The organism is Brevibacterium marinum (genome assembly GCF_011927955.1).
GTDB classification, from domain to species: domain Bacteria; phylum Actinomycetota; class Actinomycetes; order Actinomycetales; family Brevibacteriaceae; genus Brevibacterium; species Brevibacterium marinum.
Map to the genome: position 1 here is coordinate 1,272,379 of NZ_JAATJN010000001.1, position 25,612 is coordinate 1,297,990.

Sequence of the window (25,612 nt, forward strand, 5' to 3'; positions counted from 1 at the left end):
GCGGTGACGCGGGGCGGCGCCGCCCGGGGCGGCGCCGCCGTCCCGCGGGCCTCAGATGAGGTCGAGGATCGCGCTCGCAGCGGCGTGGGAGTCGCTCAGCGTTGCGGCGTTCGTGTTCGGGTTCGCCGCGATCGCCAGGCCCCACTGGACCGAGGACAGCTGGATGGACAGCGCGAACCGGCGAGGATGAACGCTGCCGTCGACGTCGATCGTGCGATAGGGGCGCTGGGTGAGCGCCAGACCGCCCAAGAGCTTCTCGCGACCGTCGTCCAGCCTCAGACGCGCGGGGGTGAGCTGGCCGCGCTCGATCATCCCGTGCACCAGCACATCGGCGGCCCGAGCCACCGCATTCGTCGGTGATGCCGCATCGATGACGACGCTTCCCGTGATGGCACCGGCGACCTGCGCCGAGGCGGCCGTGAAGATCTGCGGAAGCCGATCCCGGCCCGCCGGTGGTGTGGCATCGGGATCGGCTTCGATGCGCATATCGGGACCGATGAATTCGACGAGGCCGGCCTCGGCCAGCGCCAGGAGTTCGGCGATGCGCTGCGGGGGAGGGCCGTCGCAGATGCCGGAGACGAAGCCCTCGAACCAGCCGCAGATCTCCATGTCGATGCTGACCGGGTCGATGTGGCCTTCGACGATGAGGTCTTTGAGCAGCAGCCGGGCCTGCCAGAGCACGTTGAACAGCGACTTCTCCGCACTGCCCGTGGGCCCGGCGAGGGAATCGTGGAGGTCTGTGCGAAGGAAATCGAGCATCCACTCGTGCAGTGAATTCGTCTGCCTGGGCGCGCGGTTGTCGAACTGTCGCCCCTCGAGCGGATTCAGCAGCTCGTGCAGTGACATGCGGTGAGCCGGGTCGGGGACGAGCCTCTCCTCGATCTCCGACCAGGCGAAGGCCTCGCGGGTGACACGTCCCTGGCGAGCAGTCTCGGCGGCGGCTTCGCCCGGAGTGGACGTCTCATCCGACTCGGACGTTTCACGTGATTCGGGGTGGGTCTCCTGCCAGGTGCGTCGGGTCAGGTGTCGGGACACCGCCTCGGCGATGGCCTCGCGCAGCTGACCGGGGTCGCCGGCGAACGCCTCCGGCCGGGTCCGGGACAGGACGCTGTAGTAGGCCAGGCGCAGGTCGGCGAGGATGAGCGGCCACAGCTGGTCATTGAAGCGTGCACCGGCCCTGCCTGCTCCGTCGAGATCGGCGAGACCGGCCAGCAGTGCGATGTTCTCCCGCGTGAAGTAGCGCAACGGCCAGGGCGAACGCGGGTGCGCCGGGCAGATGGGTTTGCTGCGGTAGGGGACGCCGCGACGGGAGCCGAGCAGCAGCCGGGGCTCCTCACCTCTGCGCACGTACTTCAGTTCGCCGGCGATCTCGGGATCCGGGTCGAAGCGGCCACCGCGCTCGCGGGTGAACAGCGTCTGCAGGTCGAAGTAGTTCAGCCCCATGCCACGGACGATGACACGGTTGCCGGGGGACACCTCGGCGATGGGCGCTTCGGCCGGCAGGCCCTGGGGAATGTAGCGCCCGCCGCTGCGCTGTGCGAAAGCCGCGAGCCGGGCGCGCTCCTCGGGCTGCGTGCTGGGGATGTGGCCGACTGCGAGCACGACGGCGGAGGCGATGATGGCGGTTCCGTCCTCACAGCGGACCAGTTGGGCAGGCACGGTCGCCGAACCCGGGCGAGTGTGTCCCGGAGGTTCGACCGGTGGGAGGTCGATGACCGACTCGACCTTCGTAGGGTGCTCGACGATCTCGACGAACTCGGGGGCCGCCGCCCGGATGCGGGTGTAGGCCTCGCGCAGATAGCGGCCGTAGAGGGTCCGGCTGGGAAACGTCGAATCGACGGGATCGGTGCCGCCCGCGTCCCGGTACCACTGCGCCATATCGGGGCCGAGGCCGCAGTCAGTGGGATCGGGGGCACCGTTCGTGGGATCGGGGCGGATGAACGAGCAGCTGGAGTCGGGAAAGATCGTCTGCTCGGCGATCGTCGTATTCATCAGCAGGGTCTCGGGCTGGTCCGTGCGCCAGACGATCCCCGCACCCGGCGGGTAGGGATCGATGAGGTGGATGACGATGGCCGGCGGCGCGTCGGCACCCGTGAAGCGCTCTGAGGCCAGTGCGACGAGCCTTTCGAGGACGGAGAGTCCGCGAGGCCCGGCGCCGATGATCGCGACGGAGTGGTCCTGCGGCTCAGGGGTTCCCGATTCGGCTGGGCTCACTCCTGCTCTCCGGCTCCCGGGCCGGGGTAGCCGGGGAAGTCATCGCCGGGCTCGAAGCCCTTCGGGTAGCACTTGCCCTGAGCATTGGGCTCACCCGGTTTGGTGGGCTCGGCGCCGCCCGTGCCCCCGTCGTCGGCAGGCTGCTCGGCGGAGGTTTCGTCCGCAGGCTCCTCCTCGGCGGAGGACGAGCCCCCGCTCTCGTCCGTGCTCTCGTCCGTGCCGGCATCGTTGGTGGGCTTGGGAGTCTCCCCGCCGTCGGAGGCACCCTTGACCTCACCCTCGATCCACTCGTGGAGGACATCGAAGTCGGGGTCGTAGGTGGGGGTCACATCGTTGTTGATCTGGACCGTCGTGACCTCGCCCTTCTGCATGGAGAGAGCGAGTTCGATGAAGGCCGGGACCTCATTCTGCGGAATCGAGGTCGCGATGTTCCTGGTGGCCGAGTTCGCGAGCTTGGGGTAGGCCGTGGCGAGCTCACGCGGGTCGGTCTGATCGAGGGTGGTTTTGATCATGCGCTGCTGACGGCACATGCGGTCATAGTTGTCGCTGCCCTCGCGGGAACGCACATACCAGAGTGCATCCTTGCCCTTGAGTGTCTGCGGGCCCGGATCGACCCAGTCGTAGACCTCGTTGGCCACACCGGACATTGACTTGCCGCCGCCCATCGGGATGGGGCGTTCGACGTCGATCTTGACTCCGCCGATCGCATCGACGACGTCTTCGAAGCCGGCCATGTCCACCGAGGCCCAGTAGTCGAGGTTGAGGCCCAACGAGCCTTCGACGGCCTGCATCGTGGCGGACATTCCCGGCTCCAGCCCGTGGGTGTCGCCGACGACGTCCTCGTTCTGTTCGCCCCACTGCCAGACGGAGTTGATGAGATCGACCGAGGACTGGCCCGTGGGTCGGAACCCGTCCGGCCATCGTTCGTCCAGTCCGCTTCCCTCGGGGAAGATCGGGAACGCGAGGTTACGGGGGACGGAGATGAGCGCGGCATTGCCCGTCTTCGTGTCGATCGAGGCGACGAGCATGGTGTCGGGTCGGGTGCCTTCGCGGTCGTCGCCGTTGTCGCGGCCCATGAGGAAGACGTTGATGTAGGGCTGGTCGGCCCACAGGTCCTCGGCGCTCTGGGAGTCGCCCGTGCTGTCGCCGAAGAGGCTGGAGACCGTATTGCCTTGGACATTGGCGTAGACGGAGCCGACGCCGAAGGGAATGCCGACGATGAGCGCGAGGGACACGACGAGGACGCCCGCCATCTTGTTCTGCCATGGGGCATAGCGGTGACCTCTGCGCAGCCCGAGGTGGGATACGACGATCGCGAGGACCCAGATCACTCCGATGACGGCGAGGGCGATCGCGAGGAAGGTCAGCAGCGAAGGGCTCGAGACGATCGTGCCGAATGCGCGGACCGGTCCCTTGATGAGGACGTAGACGGCGGCGACGATGAAGGTGAGGACGAACCCGCCGAGCAGGATGAGCCCCAAGGGGCGGAATCGTGTGCGCAGCAGTCCGACGCCCGGAAGCAGCGTGCTCAGCGACGTCCAGCCGACGAGGCTGGGGAAGGCCTCCCCGACCCGTGAGGAATGGCGGCGCGCACGCGAAGACTCGGCCGCGGCCGCTTCGTCCTCCCGGCGGCGGTCCCTGCGCCGCACCGACGGATCGGCATCTGCGAGCGATGGCTCCTCCGCCGATCTCCTCGCCGGTGATGGTTCCCTCGTGGTTGCCGATTCCCTCGCCGAGGTGGGTCGGCGGTTGCGTTCGCCGGTGGGCCGGGCGGCATCGTCGGGTGTCGGGCGCTGTTCAGCGGTGGCCCGGCTGTGTGTGTCGGCGTCGGATCCAGCGATGGAGGCGCCGCTGGCTCCTGCGGCACGAAGCATCCGTGCTTCGCGTCGAGTGCGGGGCGCTACCGGGCGAGGCGTCGGTGCCTTCGACGCGTTCTGCTCTGATTGCGACTGCCGTGGATTCGTCTGCTGTTGTTGTGAGTTCGACTGCTGTGGATTCGTCTTCTGCGATTTCGACTGCCGCTGTGGGCCCGATACTGGACGCAGGGAGGCGGAGTCGTCGTCGCTGGCCGCGGACTCACCACGGAACCGAGGACGAGAAGAAGCCCGGAGACGGTGACCAGCGGGGCGAGAATCTGGGTCGTTCCCTTTTGGCCCGTGCTTGTCAGGGGGAATCTCTGGCAAGTTCTTAACTCCTCGTAGGTGACGTCTCGTGCTGCGTGCGCTGCTCATGGTGCTGAGGACACCGACGCGCATCGGCATCGACGTCAGCACGCGAGCGATGCCGACGCAGGGGGCACCTCCGTAGCATCGTCCTCGGATCCGTCAGAGCGCAAACCGCAGAGCACTTCGGAACGATTTTACGCCCGTAGATTGATGAATGCTGGAATTCGAGTGTGCACGGGCAGGGGAAACGGGTCGTTCGCCCCGATTCCCCAGCGGTGTGACCCTGCCGTGAATATGATCGAGACCACTTGTGGCTCATACACTTTGCTCTTCGGCTCCGGTATCGCATAGGCTGTTCTCCGTAGTGAGAACTGCAGATTCGAGACGGTCTTCCCGGAGCGGCATCGAATCGATAATTGGAGTCGTGGCTGAGCGGCCGAAAGCGTCACCCTGCTAAGGTGAAGTCCCTTGAACTGGGGACCGAGGGTTCAAATCCCTCCGACTCCGCGTTGTGAAGGACCCCCGTCCGACCAGTGCTTCACTGGGAGGGCGGGGGTCTTTCGATTCACCGGTTCGTGCGCAGCCACAGCAGTGCGACGTGGAGAGCGGTGCGCGATTCCGCATCCTCGAGTGAGACGCCGAGTCTGTGCTGCAGTCTGTCCAGCCGTGCGTACAGGGCGGGGCGGGACAGGAAGCTGCTGCGAGCAAGGGCTGATTTGTTGCCTCCGTGGGTGAGGAACTGTTCGAGGAGGACGAGCATCTCCTCGTCGTCGGATTCGAGCAGAGGGGCCAGCTCCGCCTCGGCGAAGGCCCGCACGCTCGGTTCGCCGCGCAGGGACGAGAGCAGCCCGGGCAGTCGCACATCGGCGAACCGGTAGAACCGCCGCCGGCGCAGCTCGAGAGCCGAGGCGATCTCGGCCACCTGCGTGGCGGATTCGAGCCGGGTCGCCGCGTCGACGATCGATTCGCTCGCGCGACCCGCGCCGACCGTGGCGTCCCGGGCGGACAGCTCCATGATGAGCTGTCCGAGGATCGCCTCGTCATCGGCACCCTTGGGCGGTGCCACCACGATTGCGAATGATCCCGACTGCAGCCCTGCCGACAGGGTGGTGCAGCGGTGAGCTGCCGCGACCGAGACGAAATCGCGATGCAGCGACCGCTCCCGCAGCTGCAGCGTGGTCGGGTCGGTGCTCGGTCCGCGATCGACGCGCACGACAACGGGAATCATCCCCGCCCGTGGTGTGAACCCGAGGTCCGCGGCCCTGGCCCGGACGCGTTCCTCGTCGGTCTCGGTCGATTCCATGATCTCGCGGATCAGTCTGCCCTGAGCTTGGATGATGAGGTCCTGCTCATCGCGCTCGGCCATCCGCGCCAGCGTGAGAGCCTGGGCGGCGCGCTCGATGACCTGGCCGGCCTCCTCATCGGATCCGCGATGGCCGGGAGCCACCAGACGACCCCACCGCCGATCCCGCAGTCCCACCGGGACCTGCAGCCACCGGTTGCCCTGAGGATCTTCTTCGCCGAGGTGGTCCCTGCGTGATCGGCCACCCTGAGTCGGGTCGATGTCACCGGCGTGGGCGAGAAGACGATGTCCGACGTCTTCGAGGGCCACGGGCGTGCCCAGCAGCTCAGAGGTGGCCTCGACGATGTCCTGTGCCCCGGCGCTTTCGAGGCTCAGCTGCGTGAAGACCTCGTGGACCGTACGCGCTCGCTCGACGCGGGCGAGCTGACGGTTGAGCAGTTCCTGGTGGGCAAGTTCGGTGACGCGGACGAATTTGATCCGATGGCGCAGGATCACGATCGGGATCCCGCGTCCGTTCGCTGCGGCTCGCACATTCTCGATCGCCGCCTCATCGGCCAGGCCGTCGGCATCGATGAGTTCGATGACCGCGCCCGAGGCGGAGGCGGATTCGAGCTGGTCGAAGAACATCGCGGTGGACTCGGGCGAGGCTCGGAAGGACAGTCCGGTGCTCAGCACGAGTTCACCGCCTTCGAGGAACTGGGCGACGTTCTCCGAGTCGGCGATATGGACCCACCGCACCGCCCGCTCCAGGTGCTCGGCCCCGGACACGACCTCAGGACCGCCGCGGCGGATCTCGTCGACTTCGAGCAGTCGGGCGATCGTCAGTTCGGGCGCTCGCCGCGGCAGATCCTTCATGGGCTCACCTCCAGCATGTTTACACAGTGTAAATGGTCTCGGTCGAATGGTGACACACTGTCCATGGTCAATGGGGCTCGACCGGATCACCATTGAATGATCGGCACCACCTCGGCGAAGCGGAATGAACTGCGAAGGGACGACACATCATGACTGTGATCAATGCGAACGACGACCTCGACCGGACTGTCACTGACGAGCGGCTGCGCGCGGGGCGACGGGCCTACGATCTCGACCGGTCACACGTCTTCCACTCGTGGCAGGCGCAGGGGCCCTTCGACCCCATGACGGTTCTGGCGGCCGAAGGCCCCTACATCTGGGACGGTGAGGGCCGGAAGCTGCTCGACATGTCGTCCCAGCTGGTCAACACGAATATCGGGCACCAGCACCCGAAGGTCGTCGCCGCGATCCAGGAGCAGGCGGCCTCGCTGTGCACGATCGCACCTCAGCACGTCAACGACGCCCGCTCCGAAGCCGCTCGTCTCGTCGCCGAGCTCACGCCCGGCGACCTCGACCATGTCTTCTTCACCAACGGTGGTGCCGATGCGAACGAGCATGCGATCCGGATGGCCCGGCTGCACACGGGGAGGACCAAGGTGCTGTCGGCGTATCGCAGCTATCACGGAGGGACCCAGCTGGCCGTCAACGCCACCGGTGACCCGCGTCGATTCGCCAACGACTATTCGGCCGAGGGCATCGTCCACTTCATGCCCGCCTATCAGTACCGCTCATACTTCGGCTCCTCGACGGAGGCGGAGGAGACTTCGCGCGCATTGCGGCACCTCGAGGACATGATCACCCTCGAGGGGCCGGGAAACATCGCCGCGCTCATCCTTGAGACCGTGCCCGGAACGGCCGGAATCTACGGCCCTCCTGCTGGGTACCTCGAAGGCGTACGGGAGCTGACATCGCGTTATGGCATCGTCTTCATCGCAGACGAGGTGATGGCCGGCTTCGGCCGCACCGGCCGGTGGTTCGCCCTCGACCACTGGGGAGTCCGTCCCGACCTGCTGACCTTCGCCAAGGGCGTGAACTCGGGCTACGTCCCCCTGGGCGGGGTCGCGATCTCCGACGGAGTCTTCGAGACCTTCCGCGACCGCGCCTATCCGGGCGGGCTGACCTACTCGGGCCACCCACTGGCCTGCGCCGCGGCGGTGGCGACCATCACCGCGATGCGCGACGAGGGCATGGTCGAAAACGCCGACAGGCTCGGCCGCGACATCATCGGCCCGGCACTGCATGAGATGGCGCAGCGGCATCCCTCGATCGGTGACGTGCGCGGAATGGGATGCTTCTGGGCCATCGAACTGGTCAGGGACCGGGCCACGCGCGAACCATTGGCCGCATACGGCGGCAGCTCGCCGGAGATGAACGCCGTGATCGCGGCCATGAAGTCGGGCGGAGTGCTTCCCTTCGCGAACTTCAACCGCATCCATGTCGTCCCGCCGCTGAACACCCCCGACGCGGACCTGCGCTTCGGTCTCGAGGTGCTCGACGAAGCGCTGAGCATCGCCGACGAGTACGCCGCCTGACGGTCGTGCCCGCACCGGGCGACTGTGAGTGCCGATACATTCACTCATCCGGTGAGGGCGCATCGAACCAGATCAGAGGTGAATGAGAGATGTCGGGAGTGGCATCGCGTTGAACAGCAGGTGAAGATCAGGGGGAATAGGCGGTAGACTTTTTCCGATTGAGGTCGCTGCCTGTCAGCTAAATCATCCACGGTCCGAATTGTGTCTACGTTCAAGGTCGCTTAGTGGAAATCATCTTCGTCGTCGTGCTCGTCATCGCACTGGCACTGTTCTTCGACTTCACCAATGGCTTTCACGACACAGCCAATGCCATGGCAACACCGATCGCCACCGGTGCGATCAAGCCGAAAGCGGCGGTCACCCTGGCAGCACTGCTCAACCTCGTCGGTGCATTCCTCTCCACCGAGGTGGCGAAGACCATCTCCGGCGGCATCATCAAAGAGGGCAACGGGGGAGTTCAGATCACCCCGGACTTCATTCTCGCCGGACTCATCGGTGCGATCATCTGGAACATGGCGACTTGGCGATTCGGCCTGCCGTCGTCCTCCTCCCACGCGCTGTTCGGCGGGCTGATCGGTGCCGCCATCATCGGCGCCGGGCTCAACTCCGTCGACTACGGCGTGTTCCTGTCCAAGGTCGTCCTGCCTGCACTCGCGGCACCGATCATCGCGGGCGTGGGCGCCTATCTGTGCACGCGCCTGGCCTATTCCATCACGCGACGCAACGGTGAAGGCAGGACAGCCCACCGGGCGCCGTTCAAATACGGGCAGATCTTCAGCTCCTCACTCGTCGCCCTGGCACACGGCACCAACGATGCGCAGAAGACCATGGGCGTCATCACCCTGGTGCTCGTGTCCGCGAATCTGCAGGACCATGGAACCGGCCCTCACATCTGGGTGATCGCAGCCTGCGCGCTGGCGATCGCGCTGGGAACCTACGTCGGCGGATGGCGAATCATCGACACCCTCGGCACGAAGCTCACCACCGTCAAGCCCGCCCAGGGGCTGTCCGCCGAGACGTCGACGGCAGCCGCCATTCTCGCCTCGTCCCATTTGGGCTTCGCCTTGTCGACGACGCAGGTGGCGTCCGGCTCGGTGCTCGGTTCAGGGATGGGACGCAAGGGTGCCGACGTCCAGTGGTCGACCGCCGGACGCATCGCTTCGGGCTGGCTGCTGACCATTCCGGCGGCTGCCGTTGTCGGTGGGATCGCGGCGGGCGTCGCTCATCTGGGGACCATCGGAGTCGTCATCGACACGGTCGTCGCGGTCGTCGCGGTCCTCTGGATCTTCCTCAGCTCGCGCAAGGCCGCCGACCCTGAGCTCTCGAACTTCGACACCGTCGGCGAGGCCGTCGGCATCCGCGGACGCAAGCGCAAGCTGCGCAAGGACCGCAACCGCAAGCGGGCAGCCATGAAGCGCGCAGCCCGGATCGAAGCCCGCGAGCAACGGCATGCGGCCAGAGCCGAAGCGAAATCCGGCGGCGGTTCGAATGCTGAGGAGCCACGCACGGAAGCCGCGGAGACGCGCACGGGCGACGCCGAAGAGACACGCACGGGCGACGCCGAAGAGACACGCACGGGCGACGCCGAAGAGACACGCACGGACCAGGGAGGGTCGAAATGATCGAGTGGAGCGCTTTTCTCATCGTTGCGATTGCGACCTGGGTATCGGCGGTCGTCGTCATCATGCTCTTCTCCGCCGCGGTGCGGATGCGGGCAGTCCACGTCGACCTGGTCGCCGCGGGCCAGCACAAACCCCTTCTCAAGGTCGGCTATTGGGCGGTCTTCGGCATCTGCGGCGTCGTCGTGCTCATCGGCGTCTACCTGATCGTCCCGGCGTTGCACGGCGCCTGAGGTTCGTCAGGAATGTCGAGGAGCCTCTCCTCGACTCCTGGCGTACGTCCGGACCGTGAGCCCCATTCACCACCAGCAGCTGCAACCACCCTCGCTGGCTGCAACCACCACCGCCGGCTGCAGTCACCCCCGCTGGCTGCAGTCACCACCGCCGGCTCGGCAGTCCCTCCACCGAGCCGCTCACCCTACAGTTGCGGGGGTGCCTTTCAGCGCTCCGGGTGCGTGATGCGATGCGACCTCGCCCGGCACCCAGTCTGAGCCGGTGCACCGCCCGACACTCTGCCGACGGTGACTTTCCGGTCGCCGACTCCAGGCACACGAAAATCCCCCAACCACCTCGGCGATGGTTGGGGGATTCTCTGTCGACCGGAGCCTCAGTGTCTCGGAGCCGCAGTGCCTCAGGCGAGGCCCAGGCGCTCCCGGAGGTTGTCGACCTCGGCACGGAGCTCGGCCGGAACCGAATCCCCGAGCTGTGAGTACCATTCTTCGATGAGCGCGAGCTCGGTCTCCCACTCGTCGGGGTTGATCTCGAGCGCCTTGCGCAGGTCCTCGTCGGTGAAGTCGAGTCCCTCGATGTCCAGACCTCCCTCGACCGGGGTCAGGCCCAGCGGGCTCTCCTCGGCGTCGGTGGTGCCGGCCACGCGTTCGAAGACCCACTTGAGGACGCGTGAGTTCTCGGAGAATCCCGGCCACAGGATCGAGTTGTTCTCGTCGCGGCGGAACCAGTTGACGTAGAAGATCTTCGGCAGCTGAGCGCCCTCGGTCTTGCCGATGTCGAGCCAGTGCTGCAGGTAATCCCCGACGTTGTAGCCGATGAACGGACGCATCGCCATGGGGTCGCGGCGAACGACGCCGACGGCGCCGGTGGCAGCGGCGGTGGTCTCCGAGGAGAGCACCGAGCCCATGAACACGCCGTGGTTCCAGTCCTTGGTCTCGGTCACGAGCGGCATTGTGGTCTTGCGGCGACCGCCGAAGAGGATGGCCGAGATCGGCACACCGTTCGGGTTCGTCCACTCGGGGGCCAGGGTCGGAACGTTGGCGATCGGGGTGCAGAAGCGCGAGTTCGGGTGAGCGGCCGGGGTCTCCGAGTCCGGGGTCCAGTCGTTGCCGCGCCAGTCGGTGAGGTGAGCCGGCTTCTCGTCGGTCTTGCCTTCCCACCACACGTCGCCGTCGTCGGTCAGTGCGACGTTGGTGAAGATGTTTCCTCCGGCTTCGATGGCGCGCATCGCGGTCGGGTTGGTGGTGTAGCCGGTGCCCGGTGCGACACCGAAGAGGCCGAACTCGGGGTTGACGGCGTAGAGCTGGCCGTCGTCGCCGAAGCGCATCCACGCGATGTCATCGCCCAGGGTCTCGGCCTTCCAGCCGGGAATGGTGGGCTCGATCATGGCGAGGTTGGTCTTGCCGCAGGCCGAGGGGAATGCGGCGGCCACGTACTTGACCTCGCCTTCCGGATTGGTCAGCTTGAGGATGAGCATGTGCTCGGCCAACCAGCCCTCATCGCGGGCGATCGAGGAGGCGATGCGCAGTGCGTAGCACTTCTTGCCCAGCAGGGCGTTGCCGCCGTAGCCGGAGCCGAAGGACCAGATGGAGCGCTCTTCGGGGAAGTGGGTGATGTACTTCGTGGAGTTGTGCGGCCAGGCGACGTCGGTCTGCCCGGCTTCGAGCGGAGCGCCGACCGAGTGCACGCACTCGACGAAGTTGCCGCCGTTGGCCACGATGGCGTCGAGTGCGGTCTTGCCCGAGCGTGCCATCACGAGCATGGAGAGCACGACGTAGGGGGAGTCGGTGACCTCGATGCCGAACATCGGCTGATCGGCCTCGGCATGTCCCATGACGAAGGGGATGACGTACATGGTGCGTCCGCGCATCGAACCGTCGAAGAGAGGCTCGAGGGTCTCCTTCATCTCGGCCGGGGCCATCCAGTTGTTGAGGGGGCCTGCATCCTTCTCCTCGACGGAGCAGATGTAGGTGCGATCTTCTACCCGGGCGACGTCCTCGGGGTCGGAGGCCGCGTAGAATGAGTCCTTGGTACCAGTCAGACGGACGATGGTGCCGGCTTCGACGAGCTGATCGGTGATGGTGGCCTTCTGCTCATCCGAACCATCGACCCAGACGATATCGTCCGGGGCGGTGAGGGTGGCGACCCTGCTGACGAACGAGAGCACCGACTCGCTGTCGGTCGGTGAGTTCTTCAGCTGGTCAGCGACGACGTCATGGTCGAGGACAGTCATGAGTGGTCTCCTGGTCGATCGGGATTACGGGGTTCCGCCGGGCGGTCGGTACACCTCCACCGTAGGTCTCGGACGGGCGGGGAAATCCTGGATTCGAGTCACCGGAAGATGTGCATTGGATCACAACAAGGTCTCGAAAGACGTGAATGAATCAATTTAATGACGTGTTGTTGCATTATGATGACCGATCATTGCAGCGCATGATCGACCGTGAAAGAGACCCCCACCCCTCGCCGAGGTGGCTCCCGCGTTCCAGCGGAACCTCGGGATGGACTTCGCTACTACAGCTTGTAGAATAAGGGTGCGGCGTCTCCCTTGCAGGCGACGTCGACCATGCCCTGAGCGACATTCTTCTGACCAGGGCATATCTGCACTTCATTTGAGAGGCTAAGGAGCAACATGCCCCGCACCACCATCGGACTCGGCATCGTCCTCATCGCCGTCGGCGTCATCGCCTACGTCGCTACCGCATTCGCCAGTTGGACCGCCTTGATCCCAGCCATCCTGGGTGCAGTCATCCTGGTCTGCGGGCTGATCGGGCTGAAGAATCAGAAGCTGGGAATCCACATCGCCCTGGTCGTCGCGATCCTGGGTATCTTCGGTACCGCTATGAACGTCATGCAGGTCGGTGCGCTGATCGCCGGTGAAGCCGAACGCCCCGCCGCCGTGATCACGAGCATCATCACCTTCGTGCTGCTCATTCTCTACGTCGTCCTGGGGGTCCGGTCCTTCATCGCCGCTCGCCGGTGGAAGAACTCGGCGCAGGCGGAGACCGCGGCGTAGCCATCCGGTCGGGGTTGCAGCCTGCCGTCCGGCAGGATGCGGCCCCACTTCGCCGGGGTCGCCGATGTGGCGAAGAGCACTCGGACCGAATTTGAGCTTGAGCGAATCCGGTGTGTATAGTTGATCGAGTTGCAGGGCGAGGGTCCGGGCGACATGCGCCACTAGCTCAACGGATAGAGCATCTGACTACGGATCAGAAGGTTGGGGGTTCGAATCCCTCGTGGCGCACAGCTGAGGGAAGCCCCTCACCAGTGGAAATAGCTGGTGAGGGGCTTTTTCGATCGTTGCACACCAGGAGCACATTCCGAGGGCGCTCGGCGCTGGGATCGAACCATGGCCGCAATCAGCGCCGACGACGGTGCCCGTGTGCGGTGTCGGGCCTCTTCACCTCGCTGCGAGCAGAGCCTCCCGCTGCTGCTGCGGCAGATGCTTGACCACCTCGCGCATCGTCACCCCCGAAGCCCGATGCGCACGTGGCAGCATCCAGTCGAAGACGAGATCGGGCCGTTTGCGAGCCGTATCGCGCAGCACCCAGCCGATGGCCTTGCGGATGAAGAACTCCTTCTCCTCGAGCATCGCATCGGCGAACCGAGCGAATCGGTCGAAATCCCCACGGCCCTCCCGCAACGGTCTGAGATGGGCCAGCAGTGCAGAGCGTCGGATCCACAGATCATCATCGCCGGCCCAGCGTTCGAGCACCGGGTCGAAGCCGGCGTCGAGTTCGCTCAGGGGGCCGATGGCATCGCCGGACAGCGGATCGACCAGTGCCCAGGTCTGAGCCTGGCGCAGCAGGCGTTCGAAGAAGTCACTGTCTCCGACGCCGAGGTGGTCCTTCGTCTGGACGAGCACCATCGTGGCCGCACTGCGACATTCGTAAACGGGAGCAGTATCTGAGTCCGCTGCCGGCGTCGACAGGCTCTTGCCCGCGTCGTCCGTCGAGTGACTCTTGCTCGCGTCGTCGAGGCGGCTCGTGCTGATGGCCCGCGCAGGGTCCCACAGCAGCTCGGCGAGTTCGATGATCTGGTCGTGGTCGAGATCTGCATGGCGCAGGGCCGCGCGGACCACCGCCCGAGTGTCCGGCACGCCGACGCCGTAGTGGACGAGTTCGCTCTTGAGGTAGGAACGTTCCTTCGCAGCGCGTACGGAACTGCCACGACCACGCAGCTCCGACTCGATCACCTCGGCGAGGGAGCGCGCACAGGATGCAGCCGACGTCATGGTCCGATCATCTCACTGCGGGCTGGAAACGGCTCAACGGTCGGCAAGTTCTGGTCGATCTGAACGAGCAGATCGACCAGAACTTGCCGACCGTTGAGCACCATCTGGTCAGAAACAGCAGCCGTCAGCTGGTGACGGCCGAATGCGGCGTGATCAGTCCGTACCGGCGTCGAAGGCGGCGGACAGGCCGGCACGGTCGCCGGCCTCGTCGACGTCGACGGTGGAGTTCGCGATCTCCTCGGCGCCACCGGCCTCGAGGGAGCCGACGAGCTCCGAGGTCGGGCCCGAGACGATGCCCATGGCCGCGTACTGTTCGAGACGGGCACGCGAATCGGCGATGTCGAGGTTGCGCATGGTCAGCTGGCCGATGCGGTCTTCGGGGCCGAAGGCGGCGTCGCCCACGCGCTCCATCGACAGCTTCTCCGGGTGGTAGGACAGGTTGGGGCCGGTCGTGTCGACGATCGTGTAGTCGTCACCGCGGCGCAGGCGCAGCGTGACCTCGCCGGTGATCGCCGAGGCGACCCACCGCTGCATGGATTCGCGCAGCATCAGCGACTGGGGGTCGAGCCACCGACCCTCGTACATGCGCCGACCCAGGCGGCGGCCCTCTTCGTGGTAGAGCGCGATGGTGTCTTCGTTGTGGATGGCGTTGATGAGGCGCTCGTAGGTGACGTGGAGCAGAGCCATGCCGGGAGCTTCGTAGATGCCGCGCGACTTCGCCTCGATGATGCGGTTCTCGATCTGATCCGAGACGCCGAGCCCGTGGCGGCCGCCGATCTCGTTGGCCTTGAAGACCAGGGCGACGGGGTCGTCGAACTTCTCACCGTTGATCGAAACCGGGCGGCCGGCCTCGAAGCCGACGGTGACCTCTTCGGACTTGACCTCGACGTCATCGCGCCAGGCGGGAACGCCCATGATCGGTTCGATGATGTCGAGCCCGGTGTCGAGGTACTCGAGCTTCTTCGCCTCGTGGGTCGCACCCCAGATGTTCGCATCGGTGGAGTACGCCTTCTCGGCGGAATCCCGGTAGGGGTAGCCGTGTTCGACGAGCCATTCGCTCATCTCCTGGCGGCCGCCCAGCTCCTCGACGAAGTCCGCGTCGAGCCACGGCTTGTAGATGCGCAGCTTCGGGTTGGCCATGAGGCCGTAGCGGTAGAAGCGCTCGATGTCATTGCCCTTGTAGGTCGAGCCGTCGCCCCAGATGTCGACGCCGTCGTCCTTCATGGCGCGTACGAGCATCGTGCCGGTCACCGCGCGCCCCAGGGGAGTGGTGTTGAAGTAGGTCTTGCCGCCGGAGCGGACGTTGAAGGCACCGCACTGCAGGGCCACGAAACCCTCTTCCACGAGCAGGCGCTTGGCGTCGACGAACCGGGCGATCTCAGCACCGTATTCCTTCGCGCGCTCGGTCACCGACTCTAGGTCGGGCTCGTCGTACTGACCGATGTCGGCCGTGTAGGTGCAGGGGACGGCCCCCTTGTGGCGCATCCATGCGACCGCGCAGGAGGTGTCCAATCCGCCGGAGAAGGCGATTCCAACGTTCTCACCGATAGGGAGTGAAGACAATACTTTCGACATGGTGATCAGCTTAACGGCAGGATCGACGCGTGTCGAATTGTTATGCATGGAGCTGTATTTTTATGTGCCGCAGTCGGGCGCGCAGTTCTACCCCACAATGGCGAGGCCGATTTCATCCACGAGGTGGAGGTGCGCAGGGAGTCGGCAAAGTAGATTGGACAATGAGAACAGCACAGGCGGCGGCGTGGACCGAAGCGGCGGCGACGGTGTGGGACCGAGGAGGAATCGTGGGCACGGGAACGGGCGAGAACGAGAACGTCGTCGCGGGTGCTGAGGGGGCAGCCACCTCGGCGGCGGAGACGGAAGCTTCAGCGGCGGAGACGGAAACTTCAACAGCGGTGGGGATGGGGACAGACATCGGGCGAGCGAACCCCCGAGTGCAGGACCACCTCGAAGTGGATGCGAAGGGGCGTCCTCTCGCGATCGTTCCGGCCACGGTGCCGTGGCTCGCAGTCGCAGTCTTCGTCGCGGTCGCGGTGGTACTCGCCTGGCTCATCTGCCTGCCGCTGTGGATCTCCGACGAGGGGCTGCAGGACGTGCTGCTCGTGCAGCTGTGCGGACAGGCGATGATGTTCACCCCGCTGTTGTCCGTGATCGTCGCGATGATCGTCCAGCGCAGGCGGGTCATGCGGAGGGGAGCGCCTCAGCCCAGCATTCCGAGGTATCTGGGCATGTGGCCGCTTCGCCCCTTCGGTCGAGTCCTGGGTGTGACAGCAGCTTCGCTGTTCGGTGTGTTCGTGCTGGTGGCTGCCGCGTACTTGCTCGGCTCCGCGTTCGGGTGGGTCACGTTCGACCTGACGGGCCTCTCCGGCTTCAAGATGCAGATGGCGGCGCTGCCGGGCATGGGCATGATTCCGCTGCCCGCTGCCGTCATCGTCTACCTGGTGATCATGGTCTTCAACTCCCTGGTCACCGCGATCTTCGCCTTCGGCGAGGAGGTCGGCTGGCGAGGATGGCTGCTGACGAGTCTGCGCCCGCTCGGCACCTGGCCGGCACTGCTCATCGTGGGAGTGGTCTGGGGCCTGTGGCACGCGCCGCTGATCCTGCTCGGCTACAACTTCAGTCGTCCCGACATCACCGGCCTCGGCTTCATGATCGGCGGCTGTGTCATGATCGGCGTCCTGCTCGGCTGGCTGCGTCTGCGCACCGGCTCGGTCTGGCCCGCGGTCTTCGCCCATGGCGGCCTCAACGGCTCTTCGGCGATGCTGCTCGGACTGTTCATCGATGCCGCCGCCCCGACACCGGACATGGCGCTCATCGCCACATTGGGAGTGGCCGGCTGGATCGTCTCCGCCCTCGTCATCGCCGTCCTCTTGGCCACCGGGCAGTTCCGCAGGCAGCCCGAGCTGGGCATCAAACGTCCGAAGCCTCCGAAAGCCGTCACGACTCCTGCTCCCGCGCCCTCGGAGACAGTCTCTCCCGCGACCTCGGATGGCAGCGGGCTTTGAGGCTGTGGGTGGGCATCGGATAAGCTCAGAGCCCCGAACTTCAAGGAGAGCTATATGGCACTGGGATCATCGTTGCTGCAGACAGCGGGACGCGTACTCACCGCACCGATCTTCATCACCGGAGGATATTCGGCCCTGACAAGTCCGGGTGGCCGACCCGCGATGGCCGCCCCGACCCTCGATACGATCCGCGAGTACGTGCCGGTCCTGCCCGAGGACGATGAACTCCTGGTCCGGGTCAACGGCGGGCTGCAGCTGCTCGCCGGAACCGCCCTGGCGCTGGGCATCAAGCCACGGCTCTCCGCGCTCGCCCTCGTCGGGTCCCTCGTGCCGACCACACTCGCCGGCCACGCCTTCTGGGAGATGGAGGGCGCCGACGCGGCCGCCCACAAGACCCATTTCTCGAAGAACGTCGCGGCACTGGGCGGTCTGCTGCTGGTTGCCGGCTCCGAAGAGACCAAGAAGGCTGCGAGGAAGGCGGCCGCGAAGGCAGCCAGGAAAGCCGCGAAGAAGGCTGAGAAGAAGGCCCTCAAGCAGGGCTGAGCAGCGTTCCCGGATATCGTCGGCTTCCACCGCTTCATCGGTATTGACTCCATCTCCTTTCCGATCTCACCGAGGTGTTTCCCACCCTGTGGATCCGACTGTGGTTTCCCCGCCCCGAGAAGGGAGAGGGGCACGTCAGCCAGCGCGGTTACACGTTCGTCGATGTCGACCTGCCCACTGGCGCATTCAGTCTCGACTTCGTCATCCACGGTGGCGTCGCGATTCCTGACGGCTCTGGTCCTGTCAGCCGGTAGGTCGCGAGCGAAACATCGGGAACGACCATCGAGGCCGCACTGACCCCTGCTCGCATCGATTTCCTATCGGATACGAACCACATCCTCCTCGTGGGCGACCGTACCCCGCGGCCAGAGGTGAATTCCTGGCTGGAGGCCATCCCCGCCGAGGTGGCGGTGACGGTTGCGCTCGAAGACGATCGTGACCGCGGAACGGTGAAAGCCCTTCCCCGGACCGAGCATCTGCGCGCACTCGACCTCGATTCAGACGGCCTCTATTTATGGGCCGCCGGTGAGGGCGGGCTCATCAGACAAGTGCGCTCGGTCAACAAACACGATCTGGAACTGAAGAAGGACCATCATTACTCACAGTTCTACTGGTTCGAGGGCAAACCCACCGGCTGACCGCTCCCTTTTGAAGCTGTCGTGACCACTTCGGTGCGGATAGCGTAGAGGATATGGCAGCGAACAGTCACGGCCCAGCGGACCCGCTCAGCGCTGAGGTGAACGAGATCGTGACCTTCAACGACGTCGATGACCCCGATCTGTGGATCCGCCCCGATCTCCCAGCCTCTCCCATCGAGTTCGTCGACCACGATCCCGCCTGGGCCGAACACTATTCGCAGCTGTCGAAGCAGATCCTCGCCCGGCTAGGGGAGACAGTTCTCGGCATTATTCATATTGGCTCCACCTCGGTCCCGGGCCTGGCAGCGAAGCCGATCATCGACATCGCTCTCGTCGTCGCGGACCCCCGCGCAGAGTCAGACTTCCGGCCTCTGCTGAACCAGATCGGCTTCGAACTCGTCATTCGCGAGCCGGCCTGGTACCAGCACCGAATGTTCAAACACCTCGACTCGCATTCAGGAATCCCGATCGCACCGATGTGCAACCTTCACGTGTTCGGACCCCGATGCCCGGAAGTCGCCCGCATGCGCCTGTTCCGCGATTGGCTGACCAGCAGCCCCGAAGATCGGAATCGCTATCAGGCGGTGAAGCTGCGCTCGGTCGCTGAGGCGAATTCTGCCGGTGAGACGGTCATGGAATACAACGCTCGCAAGCAATGCGTCATCAGGGACATCTATCGCAGAATCTTCAGTGTAGAGGGCTGGATCTGAGCAACCTGGACACAACCCCTGGAAAACCGCGCTGAAGAGCCTATGCTCGAGGTATGGCGAAGGCACTTCTCATCGTGGACATCCAGAACGACTTCACCGAGGGCGGGGCGCTCGGCGTGGACGGCGGCGATCATGTGGCCGAAGAGGTCACCCGCTATGCGGACACCCACGTCGCGGACTATGACGCGATCATCGCCTCCCGCGATTGGCACGACGCCGACAGCAACAACGGCGGCCACTTCAGCCAGGCCCCCGATTTCGTCGACACCTGGCCCGTCCACTGCGTCGCGGACACCGAGGGCGCCGAGTACGACCCGCTGCTGACCACCGACGCCGTCACCCACCACGTGCGCAAGGGACAGGGCACCCCCGACTACTCCGCCTTCCAGGCGACGACGGAGACCGGGGAGCACCTCGGCGACCTGCTGAAGAACCTCACCATCACCGAGGTGGACGTCGTCGGAATCGCCACCGACCACTGCGTGTGCGCCACCGTCCTCGACGCATTGAAGGGCGGATGGTCGGTGCGAGTCCTGCAGGACCTCATCGCAGGTGTGGGCAAGGACTCCTCCATCTTGGCGCTGGCCGAGATGGACGCCGCAGGAGCGACGATCGTCTAGCTCCCCCATCGAAAGTTGCAGATTTAGTCTGAACTCCTAGGCGATGTTTCCGGCTCAGAAAATTGATGAGCTTGAGACATGTACACAACACTTTCGAAAAGCGCGCACACGCTCGTGTCGAAGCGCGGTTCGTGGTTCGTCCTCGGCGGGGTCGTCATCCTCGTCTCCCTCCTCTTCGGACTACTGTCCGGAGCAGGCGAGGACCGGGCCACCGAATCGGCTCCGGCCGACTCCGAATCCACCCAGGCCGCCCAGCTCCTGGAGAAGTTCCCCGATGCCGACCAGCAGTCGGTCATGGTCGTCGCCTCCCACGAGGACGGTTCGCAGCTGAGTTCGGACGACCAGTCACAGTTGGGCAAGCTCGGCGAAGCTCTCACCGACTATGTCGAGTCCACGCAGAACGGCGATCCGGGCACTGACTCATCCGAATCGTCCGGCTCATCTGCCGGCGGGGACGCATCCCAGGCGACCGGCCCGATCATGAGCGATGACGGCAGGGCCGCACTGCTCATGGTCCCCATCGAGGTCGGACTGACCAACTCCGACACCGCCGAGACAGTCGAGGGGCTCCGCGACTTCATCGCCGGTGACTCGCAGGCCGGTCAGCTCGAGGACTCAGGAATGTCTCTCCTGGTCACCGGTGGTCCCGCGATCGGTGCCGATATAGCATCGGCGTTCAGCGGCGCGGACTTCACTCTCCTCATCGTGACCATCGTCATCGTCGCCCTGCTGCTCATCATCACCTACCGCTCGCCGATCCTGTGGCTGCTGCCACTCATCGTCATCGGCACCGCCGACGGGCTTGCTTCCACCGTGACCGCTGCCGTCGGCGACGCCCTCGACCTGCAGTTCGACGCGGGCATCATCAGCGTCCTCGTCTTCGGCGCCGGAGCCAACTATGCGCTCCTGTTCATCTCCCGCTACCGGGAGGAACTGGGCCGTGAGCCCGATCACCGCCTGGCGCTGGGCTCCGCCTGGTCCCACACCGCCTCGACGATCCTCGCCTCGAACCTGACCGTGGTCCTGTCCCTGCTCAGCCTCGTCTTCGCCGTGATCCCGGGAACCCGCGGACTGGGCATCACCGCTGCGGTGGGACTCATCATCGCCGCGGCCGCAGTCCTCGTCGCACTGCCACCGGTCCTCGCGATCTGCGGCAAGGGCGTGTTCTGGCCCTTCGTGCCGAAGGTTCAGGAGGCCGACGATTCCACTGGAACGAAGCCTGCAGCGAAACCCTCGATCTGGAGGTCCATCGCCACTCGGGTGGTCGAGAAGCCCGGCCTCCACCTCGGCGCCGGAATCATCATTCTCGGTGTCATGGCCACGGGTCTCATCGGCACCTCGGTGGGGCTGGACCAGACCGAGAAGTTCCGTGTGCAGTCCGAATCGGCACAGGGCCTCGACGTCCTGGCCGACCACTTCCCTCCCGGCGAATCGCAGCCCATCTGGGTCATCACCGACTCTGACCATGCCGAGCAGGTCGCTGACTCCGTGGGCGAACTCGACGGGGTCGTCCGCGCCAACGTCATCGACGAGACGACGGCCGGCGGAACCTCGATCTCGAAGGTCATGGTCACCGGTGAGTACGCGCCGGACAGCCGGGCCGGGCTCGACCTGGTCACCGACATCCGCACCGATGTCGACGCGATCGACGGTGCGAACGCGCAGGTCGGAGGCGCCGCGGCGACCGAACTCGACGCCCGGGACGGCAACGCCCAGGACTTCCTGACCATCGCACCGCTGATCCTGGCCATCAGCTTCATCATCCTGCTCGGCATCCTCCGCGCACCTCTCGTGGCGGCGACGCTGCTCGTGGTCAATGTGGCGTCCTCGGCCGCGGCGATCGGCCTCGGTTCGTTCCTCAGCAGAGCGATCTTCGGCCAGAACGCGATCGACGCACAGGTGCCGATCCTCGCCTTCCTGTTCCTCGTGGCGCTGGGCATCGACTACTCGATCTTCCTGTCCCACAGGGCGAAGAAGGAATCGGTCGTCCACGGTGCCCGCCAGGGCATGATCGAAGCCGTCAGCCACACCGGCGGCGTGATCACCAGCGCCGGAATCGTCCTGGCGGGAGTGTTCGCGGCCCTGGGCATGCTGCCGCTCATGGTGCTCGGCCAACTGGGGCTCATCGTCGGGGTCGGAGTGCTGGTCGACACGGTGCTCGTGCGCACGGTCATCGTTCCGGCCATCTTCGGTCTGGGCGGCAACCGGATGTGGTGGCCGAACAAGGCGATCACCGGTTCGAAGCACAGATCCGCCGATGCGGATGCCGCCGCGGCCGGCGCGGAAGATGCGCGAGACGAAGCCACAGCCTCGGCGGGCCACGGCAGGCACTGACACCGGCGCCGATACGGACGGGGCCCGGCCATCGAGACACCTCGGTGACCGGGCCCCGCCCGTGCGATCGACGGAGGCGCGCCTCGAAGCGGTGTCCGCCGTCGAAAAGCGCACGCGCTCGGCGCAGATGTGATTGAGTTGGCAGGAGAACGACTTGCAGAAAGGTGAGACCGTGGGCACACGCGGGTGGACAGTGAGAACCATGGAGATCGGCCAGCACGCGATGGCACTGGCCCTCACCGTGATCTCGTGCATCCGCGCCATCGGCGGGGGAGCGGGACCCCTGGCCGCGATCGCCGTGAGCTTCGTCTTCCTCGCCTGGTACGCCCTCGGCGCAGTGAGGGCCGCCCGCTCCGGGGCGATCGTCCTGGCCAAATGGTGGCTGCTGGTCCTCGCCGCCGCCTGGCTGTGCACGCTTCTGGTCTCCGCCGAATTCATCTGGATCGCCTTCGTTCTGTGGCTGCTGGCCGGGCATCTGTTCTCGATGCGCATCGCCGTGGTCTTCACCGCCCTGACCTACATTGCGACTGTCGCGGCACCGCTGGCCCATTACGGCGAGGTCGGCACCGCCAGCATCATCGGCTCGCTCATCGGCGCGGTCTTCGCCCTCGGCCTCTCCCGCGGATACATCGAACTCCTCCGCGAGGGCCGCAGGCGCGAAGAGCTGCTCCAGTCCTTGGAGCTGGCCCACCAGAACCTCCTCGACCTGCAGGACGAACTCGCCCTGACCCAGCGCCATGCCGGCGAGATCCAGGAACGCACCCGCGTCTCCCGCGACATCCACGACACGATCGCGCAGGAGATCTCCTCGATCCGCCTCATCGCCCACGCCGAGGTGGACAGGACCGCCGATGAGCACGCGAGCCAAGTTCTGCGCCAGGTCGAGGACCTCGCCGCGCAGAGTTCGCGAGACGTGCGCCGGATCATCGCGGCCCTGGCCCCGGCCGAGCTCGAGGACGGGGCGCTGACCGCGGCCATCCGCCGCCTGCTCACCCGACTGGAGGACGACACCTCCATCAGCGGTCGAGTCGAGGTCGACGAGACCCTGCCGTCTCTGCCCGCCGAGGTGGAGGTGGCGCTGCTGCGAACCGCGCAGTCCGCGCTCGCCAACGTCAGACAGCACTCCCAAGCCTCAAGGGTCGTTGTCAGTCTCATGGACCTCGACGGGTCGATCCGCATGGACATCGTCGACGATGGAGTCGGTATGGCCGATCCCGGCTCGCGGCAACGCGAATCGGAGTCGGGTTTCGGTCTCGACTTCATCGGTTCGCGGATGCGTGAGCTGGGAGGCGAGCTCGTCATCGAAACGACCCCGGGCTCGGGGTTTGCGATCTCGGCCACCCTGCCGAACAACCCGACTCCGGCTTCCCGGCAGGACGACCTCGGCGAGGCTGAAGACGGCACTGCACAAGGACAGCAAGGAGACAGCGCATGAGCATTCGAGTGATCCTCGTCGACGACCACCCCGTGGTGCGGGCCGGCCTGCGGTCCGTCATCGACGCACCCGAGCACATCGCCGTCGTCGGTGAGGCCGGCAGCGGCGAGGAAGCGCTGAGCCTGGTCGATGAACTTGCCCCCGATGTAGTGCTGTGCGATCTGCGGCTGGGGGAGGGCATCGACGGCATCGAGGTGACGAAGCGGCTGAACGCTCGGCCGTCCAAGCCTGCAGTCCTCATCCTCACGACCTTCGACAACGACTCGGAGATCGTCGCCGCACTCAACGCCGGTGCGGCCGGCTACCTGCTCAAGGACATCAACCCCGAGGACATCTCGACCGCGATCGAGAAGGCCTCGCGCGGGGAGACCTACCTGCCGACCGAGATCTCCTCGAAGGTCGTCGCCGCGATGCGCAACCCGGGCCCGAAGCTGACCCGACGCGAACGCGATGTCATCAAGCTGCTGGCCACCGGAGCCTCGAACGCGCAGATCGCACAGGAGCTCTTCGTCACCGAGGCGACGGTGAAGAGCCACCTGGTCAACGTGTTCACGAAACTCGGCGTCGACTCCCGTTCCCGCGCCATCCGCGTCGCCGAGGACCAGGGGCTGGTGTAGCCCTGAGATCGGAAGTCCGGGCAGAAGTTGTCCAGAAGTTCACCGAGGTAATCTGCCGCAGCTGGGGTCCGCCTGCGTCACCTCCACCAGAATGGTGAGAATGAGCGAAGCGATGGCAGACGTGGGGAACCAGCGCAGGCATCCCGGCACGATCGGGGAAGTGTTCTGGACGTTCCTGCGCCTCGGCGTGACCTCGTTCGGCGGGCCGGTCGCGCATCTCGGATTCTTCCGTGAGACCTTCGTCGCCCGCCGGAAGTGGCTCTCCGACGGGGCCTATGCGGATCTGGTCGCACTGTGCCAATTCCTGCCAGGACCTGCCTCCAGCCAGGTGGGCATGGCGATCGGTCTGCAGCGGGCGGGCATCGGCGGGCTGCTGGCGGCTTGGTTCGCCTTCACCATGCCCTCGGCCATCGTGCTGGTCGTCATCGCCTTCGGCATCGCCTCATTCGGGGATGGTGCGGACATGGGGTGGCTGTACGGGGTGAAATCGGCCGCGGTCGCCGTGGTCGCTCAGGCGGTGCTCGGGATGGCGAAGAACCTCACACCGGATGCCAAACGCGCCACCATAGGCGGGGCCGCGATGATCATCATCCTGCTCGTCCCGAACCCGCTCGTGCAGGTTCTCGCGATCGTGGCCGGTGGGGTCATCGGGTTGCTCTGGCTGCGCGCCGAGGCCGTAGTCGACGGTGACTCCGGTGTCGACAATGCCGGTGAAGGTGCTGGTGACGGTTCGGTCAGCAACGGTGAAGCTGCGCGGCAGGGCTTTGGGACGGGTCTGTCCCGCGGGGTCGGCATCGCCGCCCTGACTGTCTTCCTCCTGCTGCTGGTGGGGCTGCCTGTTGCAGCAGCGGCGACCGTGGATGCGGGCCTGCGTCTGGTCGATGTGTTCTACCGTGCAGGTGCGCTCGTCTTCGGCGGCGGTCACGTCGTGCTTCCTCTGCTCGACACGGAGACGGTCGCGACCGGGCTCGTCGGGCACGACACTTTTCTCGCCGGGTACGGCGCTGCCCAGGCGGTTCCGGGGCCGCTGTTCACCTTCGCCGCTTTCCTCGGAGCCTCCACGACATCGGGCCCGACGGGACTGATCGGCGCCGGTATCGCCTTGGCGGCGATCTTCCTGCCGGCGGCTCTGCTGGTCATCGGCGCCCTGCCGTTCTGGGAGCGTCTTCGTCGCGCACAGGCTGTGCGGCGGGCACTGATGGGAATCAATGCTGCCGTGGTGGGCATCCTCGCGGCCGCACTCTATGACCCGGTATTCACACAGGGCATCACCTCGGCGGCCACCCTCGCCCTTGCCGTAGGAGTCTTCATCGCCCAGGTGAAGTGGAAGCTGCCCGCCTGGGCCGCCGTCATCGCCGCCGGACTGATCGGATTCGCGTTCCTCTGACAGGCGGCAGCGGTGCTGGCAACCAGTTGGGATTCACCGAAACACCTATGGAGCGCCGTCACCCCTGTGCGTGCACAGGGGTCTCGACACGACGGCGGTGTGTCGAGAGGTGGGAGCGGGACGCCAGGGCGGCGAGCACAGAACTCGTCGAG

General features: G+C 65.9%; 19 protein-coding genes and 2 tRNA genes. 15 read left to right on the plus strand and 6 right to left on the minus strand.

The window, feature by feature from the left end; translation table 11 throughout:
- Nucleotides 1-51 precede the first annotated feature (51 nt).
- On the minus strand, nucleotides 52-2,214 hold the full coding sequence (locus BKA07_RS05500; protein WP_167950008.1) for an FAD/NAD(P)-binding protein: 2,163 nt from the start codon (nucleotides 2,212-2,214) through the stop codon (nucleotides 52-54).
- On the minus strand, nucleotides 2,211-4,088 hold the full coding sequence (locus BKA07_RS05505; protein ID WP_167950009.1) for an LCP family protein: 1,878 nt from the start codon (nucleotides 4,086-4,088) through the stop codon (nucleotides 2,211-2,213). Before BKA07_RS05505 ends, BKA07_RS05500 begins: the two co-directional genes overlap by 4 nt.
- A 709-nt stretch (nucleotides 4,089-4,797) precedes the next feature.
- Here BKA07_RS05505 and BKA07_RS05510 point away from each other — a divergent pair.
- Nucleotides 4,798-4,886: transfer RNA gene (locus BKA07_RS05510), tRNA-Ser, on the plus strand.
- A gap of 58 nt (nucleotides 4,887-4,944) precedes the next feature.
- On the opposite strand, the gene BKA07_RS05515 is transcribed toward BKA07_RS05510, so the two are convergent.
- Nucleotides 4,945-6,537 carry a PucR family transcriptional regulator gene (locus BKA07_RS05515; protein WP_167950010.1) on the minus strand — a complete coding sequence of 531 codons (1,593 nt, stop codon included), beginning with the start codon at nucleotides 6,535-6,537 and terminating at the stop codon, nucleotides 4,945-4,947.
- Between the two features lie 149 nt (nucleotides 6,538-6,686).
- Here BKA07_RS05515 and BKA07_RS05520 point away from each other — a divergent pair, with 149 nt between their 5' ends.
- From BKA07_RS05520 to BKA07_RS05530, 3 genes are all read left to right on the plus strand, one after another.
- On the plus strand, nucleotides 6,687-8,069 hold the full coding sequence (locus BKA07_RS05520; protein WP_167950011.1) for an aspartate aminotransferase family protein: 1,383 nt from the start codon (nucleotides 6,687-6,689) through the stop codon (nucleotides 8,067-8,069).
- A gap of 224 nt (nucleotides 8,070-8,293) precedes the next feature.
- Nucleotides 8,294-9,691 carry an inorganic phosphate transporter gene (locus BKA07_RS05525; protein ID WP_167950012.1) on the plus strand — a complete coding sequence of 466 codons (1,398 nt, stop codon included), beginning with the start codon at nucleotides 8,294-8,296 and terminating at the stop codon, nucleotides 9,689-9,691.
- Nucleotides 9,688-9,921: a hypothetical protein gene (locus tag BKA07_RS05530; RefSeq protein WP_167950013.1), complete on the plus strand. Its 234-nt coding sequence runs from the start codon at nucleotides 9,688-9,690 to the stop codon at nucleotides 9,919-9,921. The genes BKA07_RS05525 and BKA07_RS05530 overlap by 4 nt, the downstream gene beginning before the upstream one ends.
- 398 nt (nucleotides 9,922-10,319) lie before the next feature.
- On the opposite strand, the gene BKA07_RS05535 is transcribed toward BKA07_RS05530, so the two are convergent.
- Nucleotides 10,320-12,152: a phosphoenolpyruvate carboxykinase (GTP) gene (locus tag BKA07_RS05535; RefSeq protein ID WP_167950014.1), complete on the minus strand. Its 1,833-nt coding sequence runs from the start codon at nucleotides 12,150-12,152 to the stop codon at nucleotides 10,320-10,322.
- A 399-nt stretch (nucleotides 12,153-12,551) separates the two neighbouring features.
- On the opposite strand from BKA07_RS05535, the gene BKA07_RS05540 reads away from it, so the two are divergent.
- Together BKA07_RS05540 and BKA07_RS05545 are read left to right on the plus strand one after the other, a co-directional pair.
- Nucleotides 12,552-12,935, plus strand: coding sequence for a hypothetical protein (locus BKA07_RS05540; protein ID WP_167950015.1), 384 nt, complete (start codon nucleotides 12,552-12,554; stop codon nucleotides 12,933-12,935).
- A gap of 155 nt (nucleotides 12,936-13,090) precedes the next feature.
- Nucleotides 13,091-13,163 (plus strand) — tRNA-Arg (locus tag BKA07_RS05545).
- A 156-nt stretch (nucleotides 13,164-13,319) separates the two neighbouring features.
- Here the strand turns inward: BKA07_RS05545 and BKA07_RS05550 are convergent.
- Together BKA07_RS05550 and argG are read right to left on the minus strand one after the other, a co-directional pair.
- Nucleotides 13,320-14,153, minus strand: a complete 834-nt coding sequence (locus BKA07_RS05550; protein WP_167950016.1) for a DNA alkylation repair protein — start codon at nucleotides 14,151-14,153, stop codon at nucleotides 13,320-13,322.
- Between the two features lie 153 nt (nucleotides 14,154-14,306).
- On the minus strand, nucleotides 14,307-15,728 hold the full coding sequence (gene argG / locus BKA07_RS05555) for an argininosuccinate synthase (protein WP_167950017.1): 1,422 nt from the start codon (nucleotides 15,726-15,728) through the stop codon (nucleotides 14,307-14,309).
- Nucleotides 15,729-15,889: 161 nt separating this feature from the next.
- Between argG and BKA07_RS05560 the strand changes: the two genes are divergently transcribed.
- The 9 genes from BKA07_RS05560 (at nucleotide 15,890) to chrA (ending at nucleotide 25,460) form a co-directional block, all read left to right on the plus strand.
- The gene (locus BKA07_RS05560; protein WP_245161853.1) at nucleotides 15,890-17,176 is read left to right on the plus strand and encodes a CPBP family intramembrane glutamic endopeptidase; all 1,287 of its coding nucleotides are present in this window, start codon (nucleotides 15,890-15,892) and stop codon (nucleotides 17,174-17,176) included.
- A gap of 54 nt (nucleotides 17,177-17,230) precedes the next feature.
- Nucleotides 17,231-17,719 carry a DoxX family protein gene (locus BKA07_RS05565; RefSeq protein WP_167950018.1) on the plus strand — a complete coding sequence of 163 codons (489 nt, stop codon included), beginning with the start codon at nucleotides 17,231-17,233 and terminating at the stop codon, nucleotides 17,717-17,719.
- A 344-nt stretch (nucleotides 17,720-18,063) separates the two neighbouring features.
- Nucleotides 18,064-18,357 carry an SIP domain-containing protein gene (locus BKA07_RS05570; protein ID WP_167950019.1) on the plus strand — a complete coding sequence of 98 codons (294 nt, stop codon included), beginning with the start codon at nucleotides 18,064-18,066 and terminating at the stop codon, nucleotides 18,355-18,357.
- A gap of 53 nt (nucleotides 18,358-18,410) precedes the next feature.
- Nucleotides 18,411-19,067 (plus strand): GrpB family protein, encoded by a 657-nt coding sequence (locus BKA07_RS05575; RefSeq protein WP_167950020.1) that lies wholly within the window; start codon nucleotides 18,411-18,413, stop codon nucleotides 19,065-19,067.
- 53 nt (nucleotides 19,068-19,120) lie between these two features.
- Nucleotides 19,121-19,687 (plus strand): isochorismatase family protein, encoded by a 567-nt coding sequence (locus BKA07_RS05580; RefSeq protein ID WP_167950021.1) that lies wholly within the window; start codon nucleotides 19,121-19,123, stop codon nucleotides 19,685-19,687.
- Between the two features lie 78 nt (nucleotides 19,688-19,765).
- Nucleotides 19,766-22,021: an MMPL family transporter gene (locus tag BKA07_RS05585; protein WP_167950022.1), complete on the plus strand. Its 2,256-nt coding sequence runs from the start codon at nucleotides 19,766-19,768 to the stop codon at nucleotides 22,019-22,021.
- Between the two features lie 154 nt (nucleotides 22,022-22,175).
- A complete protein-coding gene (locus tag BKA07_RS05590) occupies nucleotides 22,176-23,456 on the plus strand; it encodes a sensor histidine kinase (protein WP_245161854.1) in 1,281 nt (426 codons plus the stop codon).
- A complete protein-coding gene (locus BKA07_RS05595) occupies nucleotides 23,453-24,073 on the plus strand; it encodes a response regulator (protein ID WP_167950023.1) in 621 nt (206 codons plus the stop codon). Before BKA07_RS05590 ends, BKA07_RS05595 begins: the two co-directional genes overlap by 4 nt.
- A 100-nt stretch (nucleotides 24,074-24,173) precedes the next feature.
- Nucleotides 24,174-25,460, plus strand: a complete 1,287-nt coding sequence (gene chrA, locus BKA07_RS05600) for a chromate efflux transporter (protein ID WP_167950024.1) — start codon at nucleotides 24,174-24,176, stop codon at nucleotides 25,458-25,460.
- The last annotated feature ends 152 nt before the right edge of the window (nucleotides 25,461-25,612 follow it).

Excerpts from the sequence above, each read along its gene's own strand:
- BKA07_RS05505 (WP_167950009.1), bottom strand. The coding sequence starts at position 4,088 with ATGCTTCGTGCCGCAGGAGCCAGCGGCGCCTCCATCGCTGGATCCGAC.
- BKA07_RS05515 (WP_167950010.1), bottom strand. The coding sequence starts at position 6,537 with ATGAAGGATCTGCCGCGGCGAGCGCCCGAACTGACGATCGCCCGACTG.
- BKA07_RS05520 (WP_167950011.1), top strand. The coding sequence starts at position 6,687 with ATGACTGTGATCAATGCGAACGACGACCTCGACCGGACTGTCACTGAC.
- BKA07_RS05530 (WP_167950013.1), top strand. The coding sequence starts at position 9,688 with ATGATCGAGTGGAGCGCTTTTCTCATCGTTGCGATTGCGACCTGGGTA.
- BKA07_RS05535 (WP_167950014.1), bottom strand. The coding sequence starts at position 12,152 with ATGACTGTCCTCGACCATGACGTCGTCGCTGACCAGCTGAAGAACTCA.
- BKA07_RS05540 (WP_167950015.1), top strand. The coding sequence starts at position 12,552 with ATGCCCCGCACCACCATCGGACTCGGCATCGTCCTCATCGCCGTCGGC.
- BKA07_RS05550 (WP_167950016.1), bottom strand. The coding sequence starts at position 14,153 with ATGACGTCGGCTGCATCCTGTGCGCGCTCCCTCGCCGAGGTGATCGAG.
- argG (WP_167950017.1), bottom strand. The coding sequence starts at position 15,728 with ATGTCGAAAGTATTGTCTTCACTCCCTATCGGTGAGAACGTTGGAATC.
- BKA07_RS05560 (WP_245161853.1), top strand. The coding sequence starts at position 15,890 with ATGAGAACAGCACAGGCGGCGGCGTGGACCGAAGCGGCGGCGACGGTG.
- BKA07_RS05565 (WP_167950018.1), top strand. The coding sequence starts at position 17,231 with ATGGCACTGGGATCATCGTTGCTGCAGACAGCGGGACGCGTACTCACC.
- BKA07_RS05575 (WP_167950020.1), top strand. The coding sequence starts at position 18,411 with ATGGCAGCGAACAGTCACGGCCCAGCGGACCCGCTCAGCGCTGAGGTG.
- BKA07_RS05580 (WP_167950021.1), top strand. The coding sequence starts at position 19,121 with ATGGCGAAGGCACTTCTCATCGTGGACATCCAGAACGACTTCACCGAG.
- BKA07_RS05585 (WP_167950022.1), top strand. The coding sequence starts at position 19,766 with ATGTACACAACACTTTCGAAAAGCGCGCACACGCTCGTGTCGAAGCGC.
- BKA07_RS05595 (WP_167950023.1), top strand. The coding sequence starts at position 23,453 with ATGAGCATTCGAGTGATCCTCGTCGACGACCACCCCGTGGTGCGGGCC.
- chrA (WP_167950024.1), top strand. The coding sequence starts at position 24,174 with ATGAGCGAAGCGATGGCAGACGTGGGGAACCAGCGCAGGCATCCCGGC.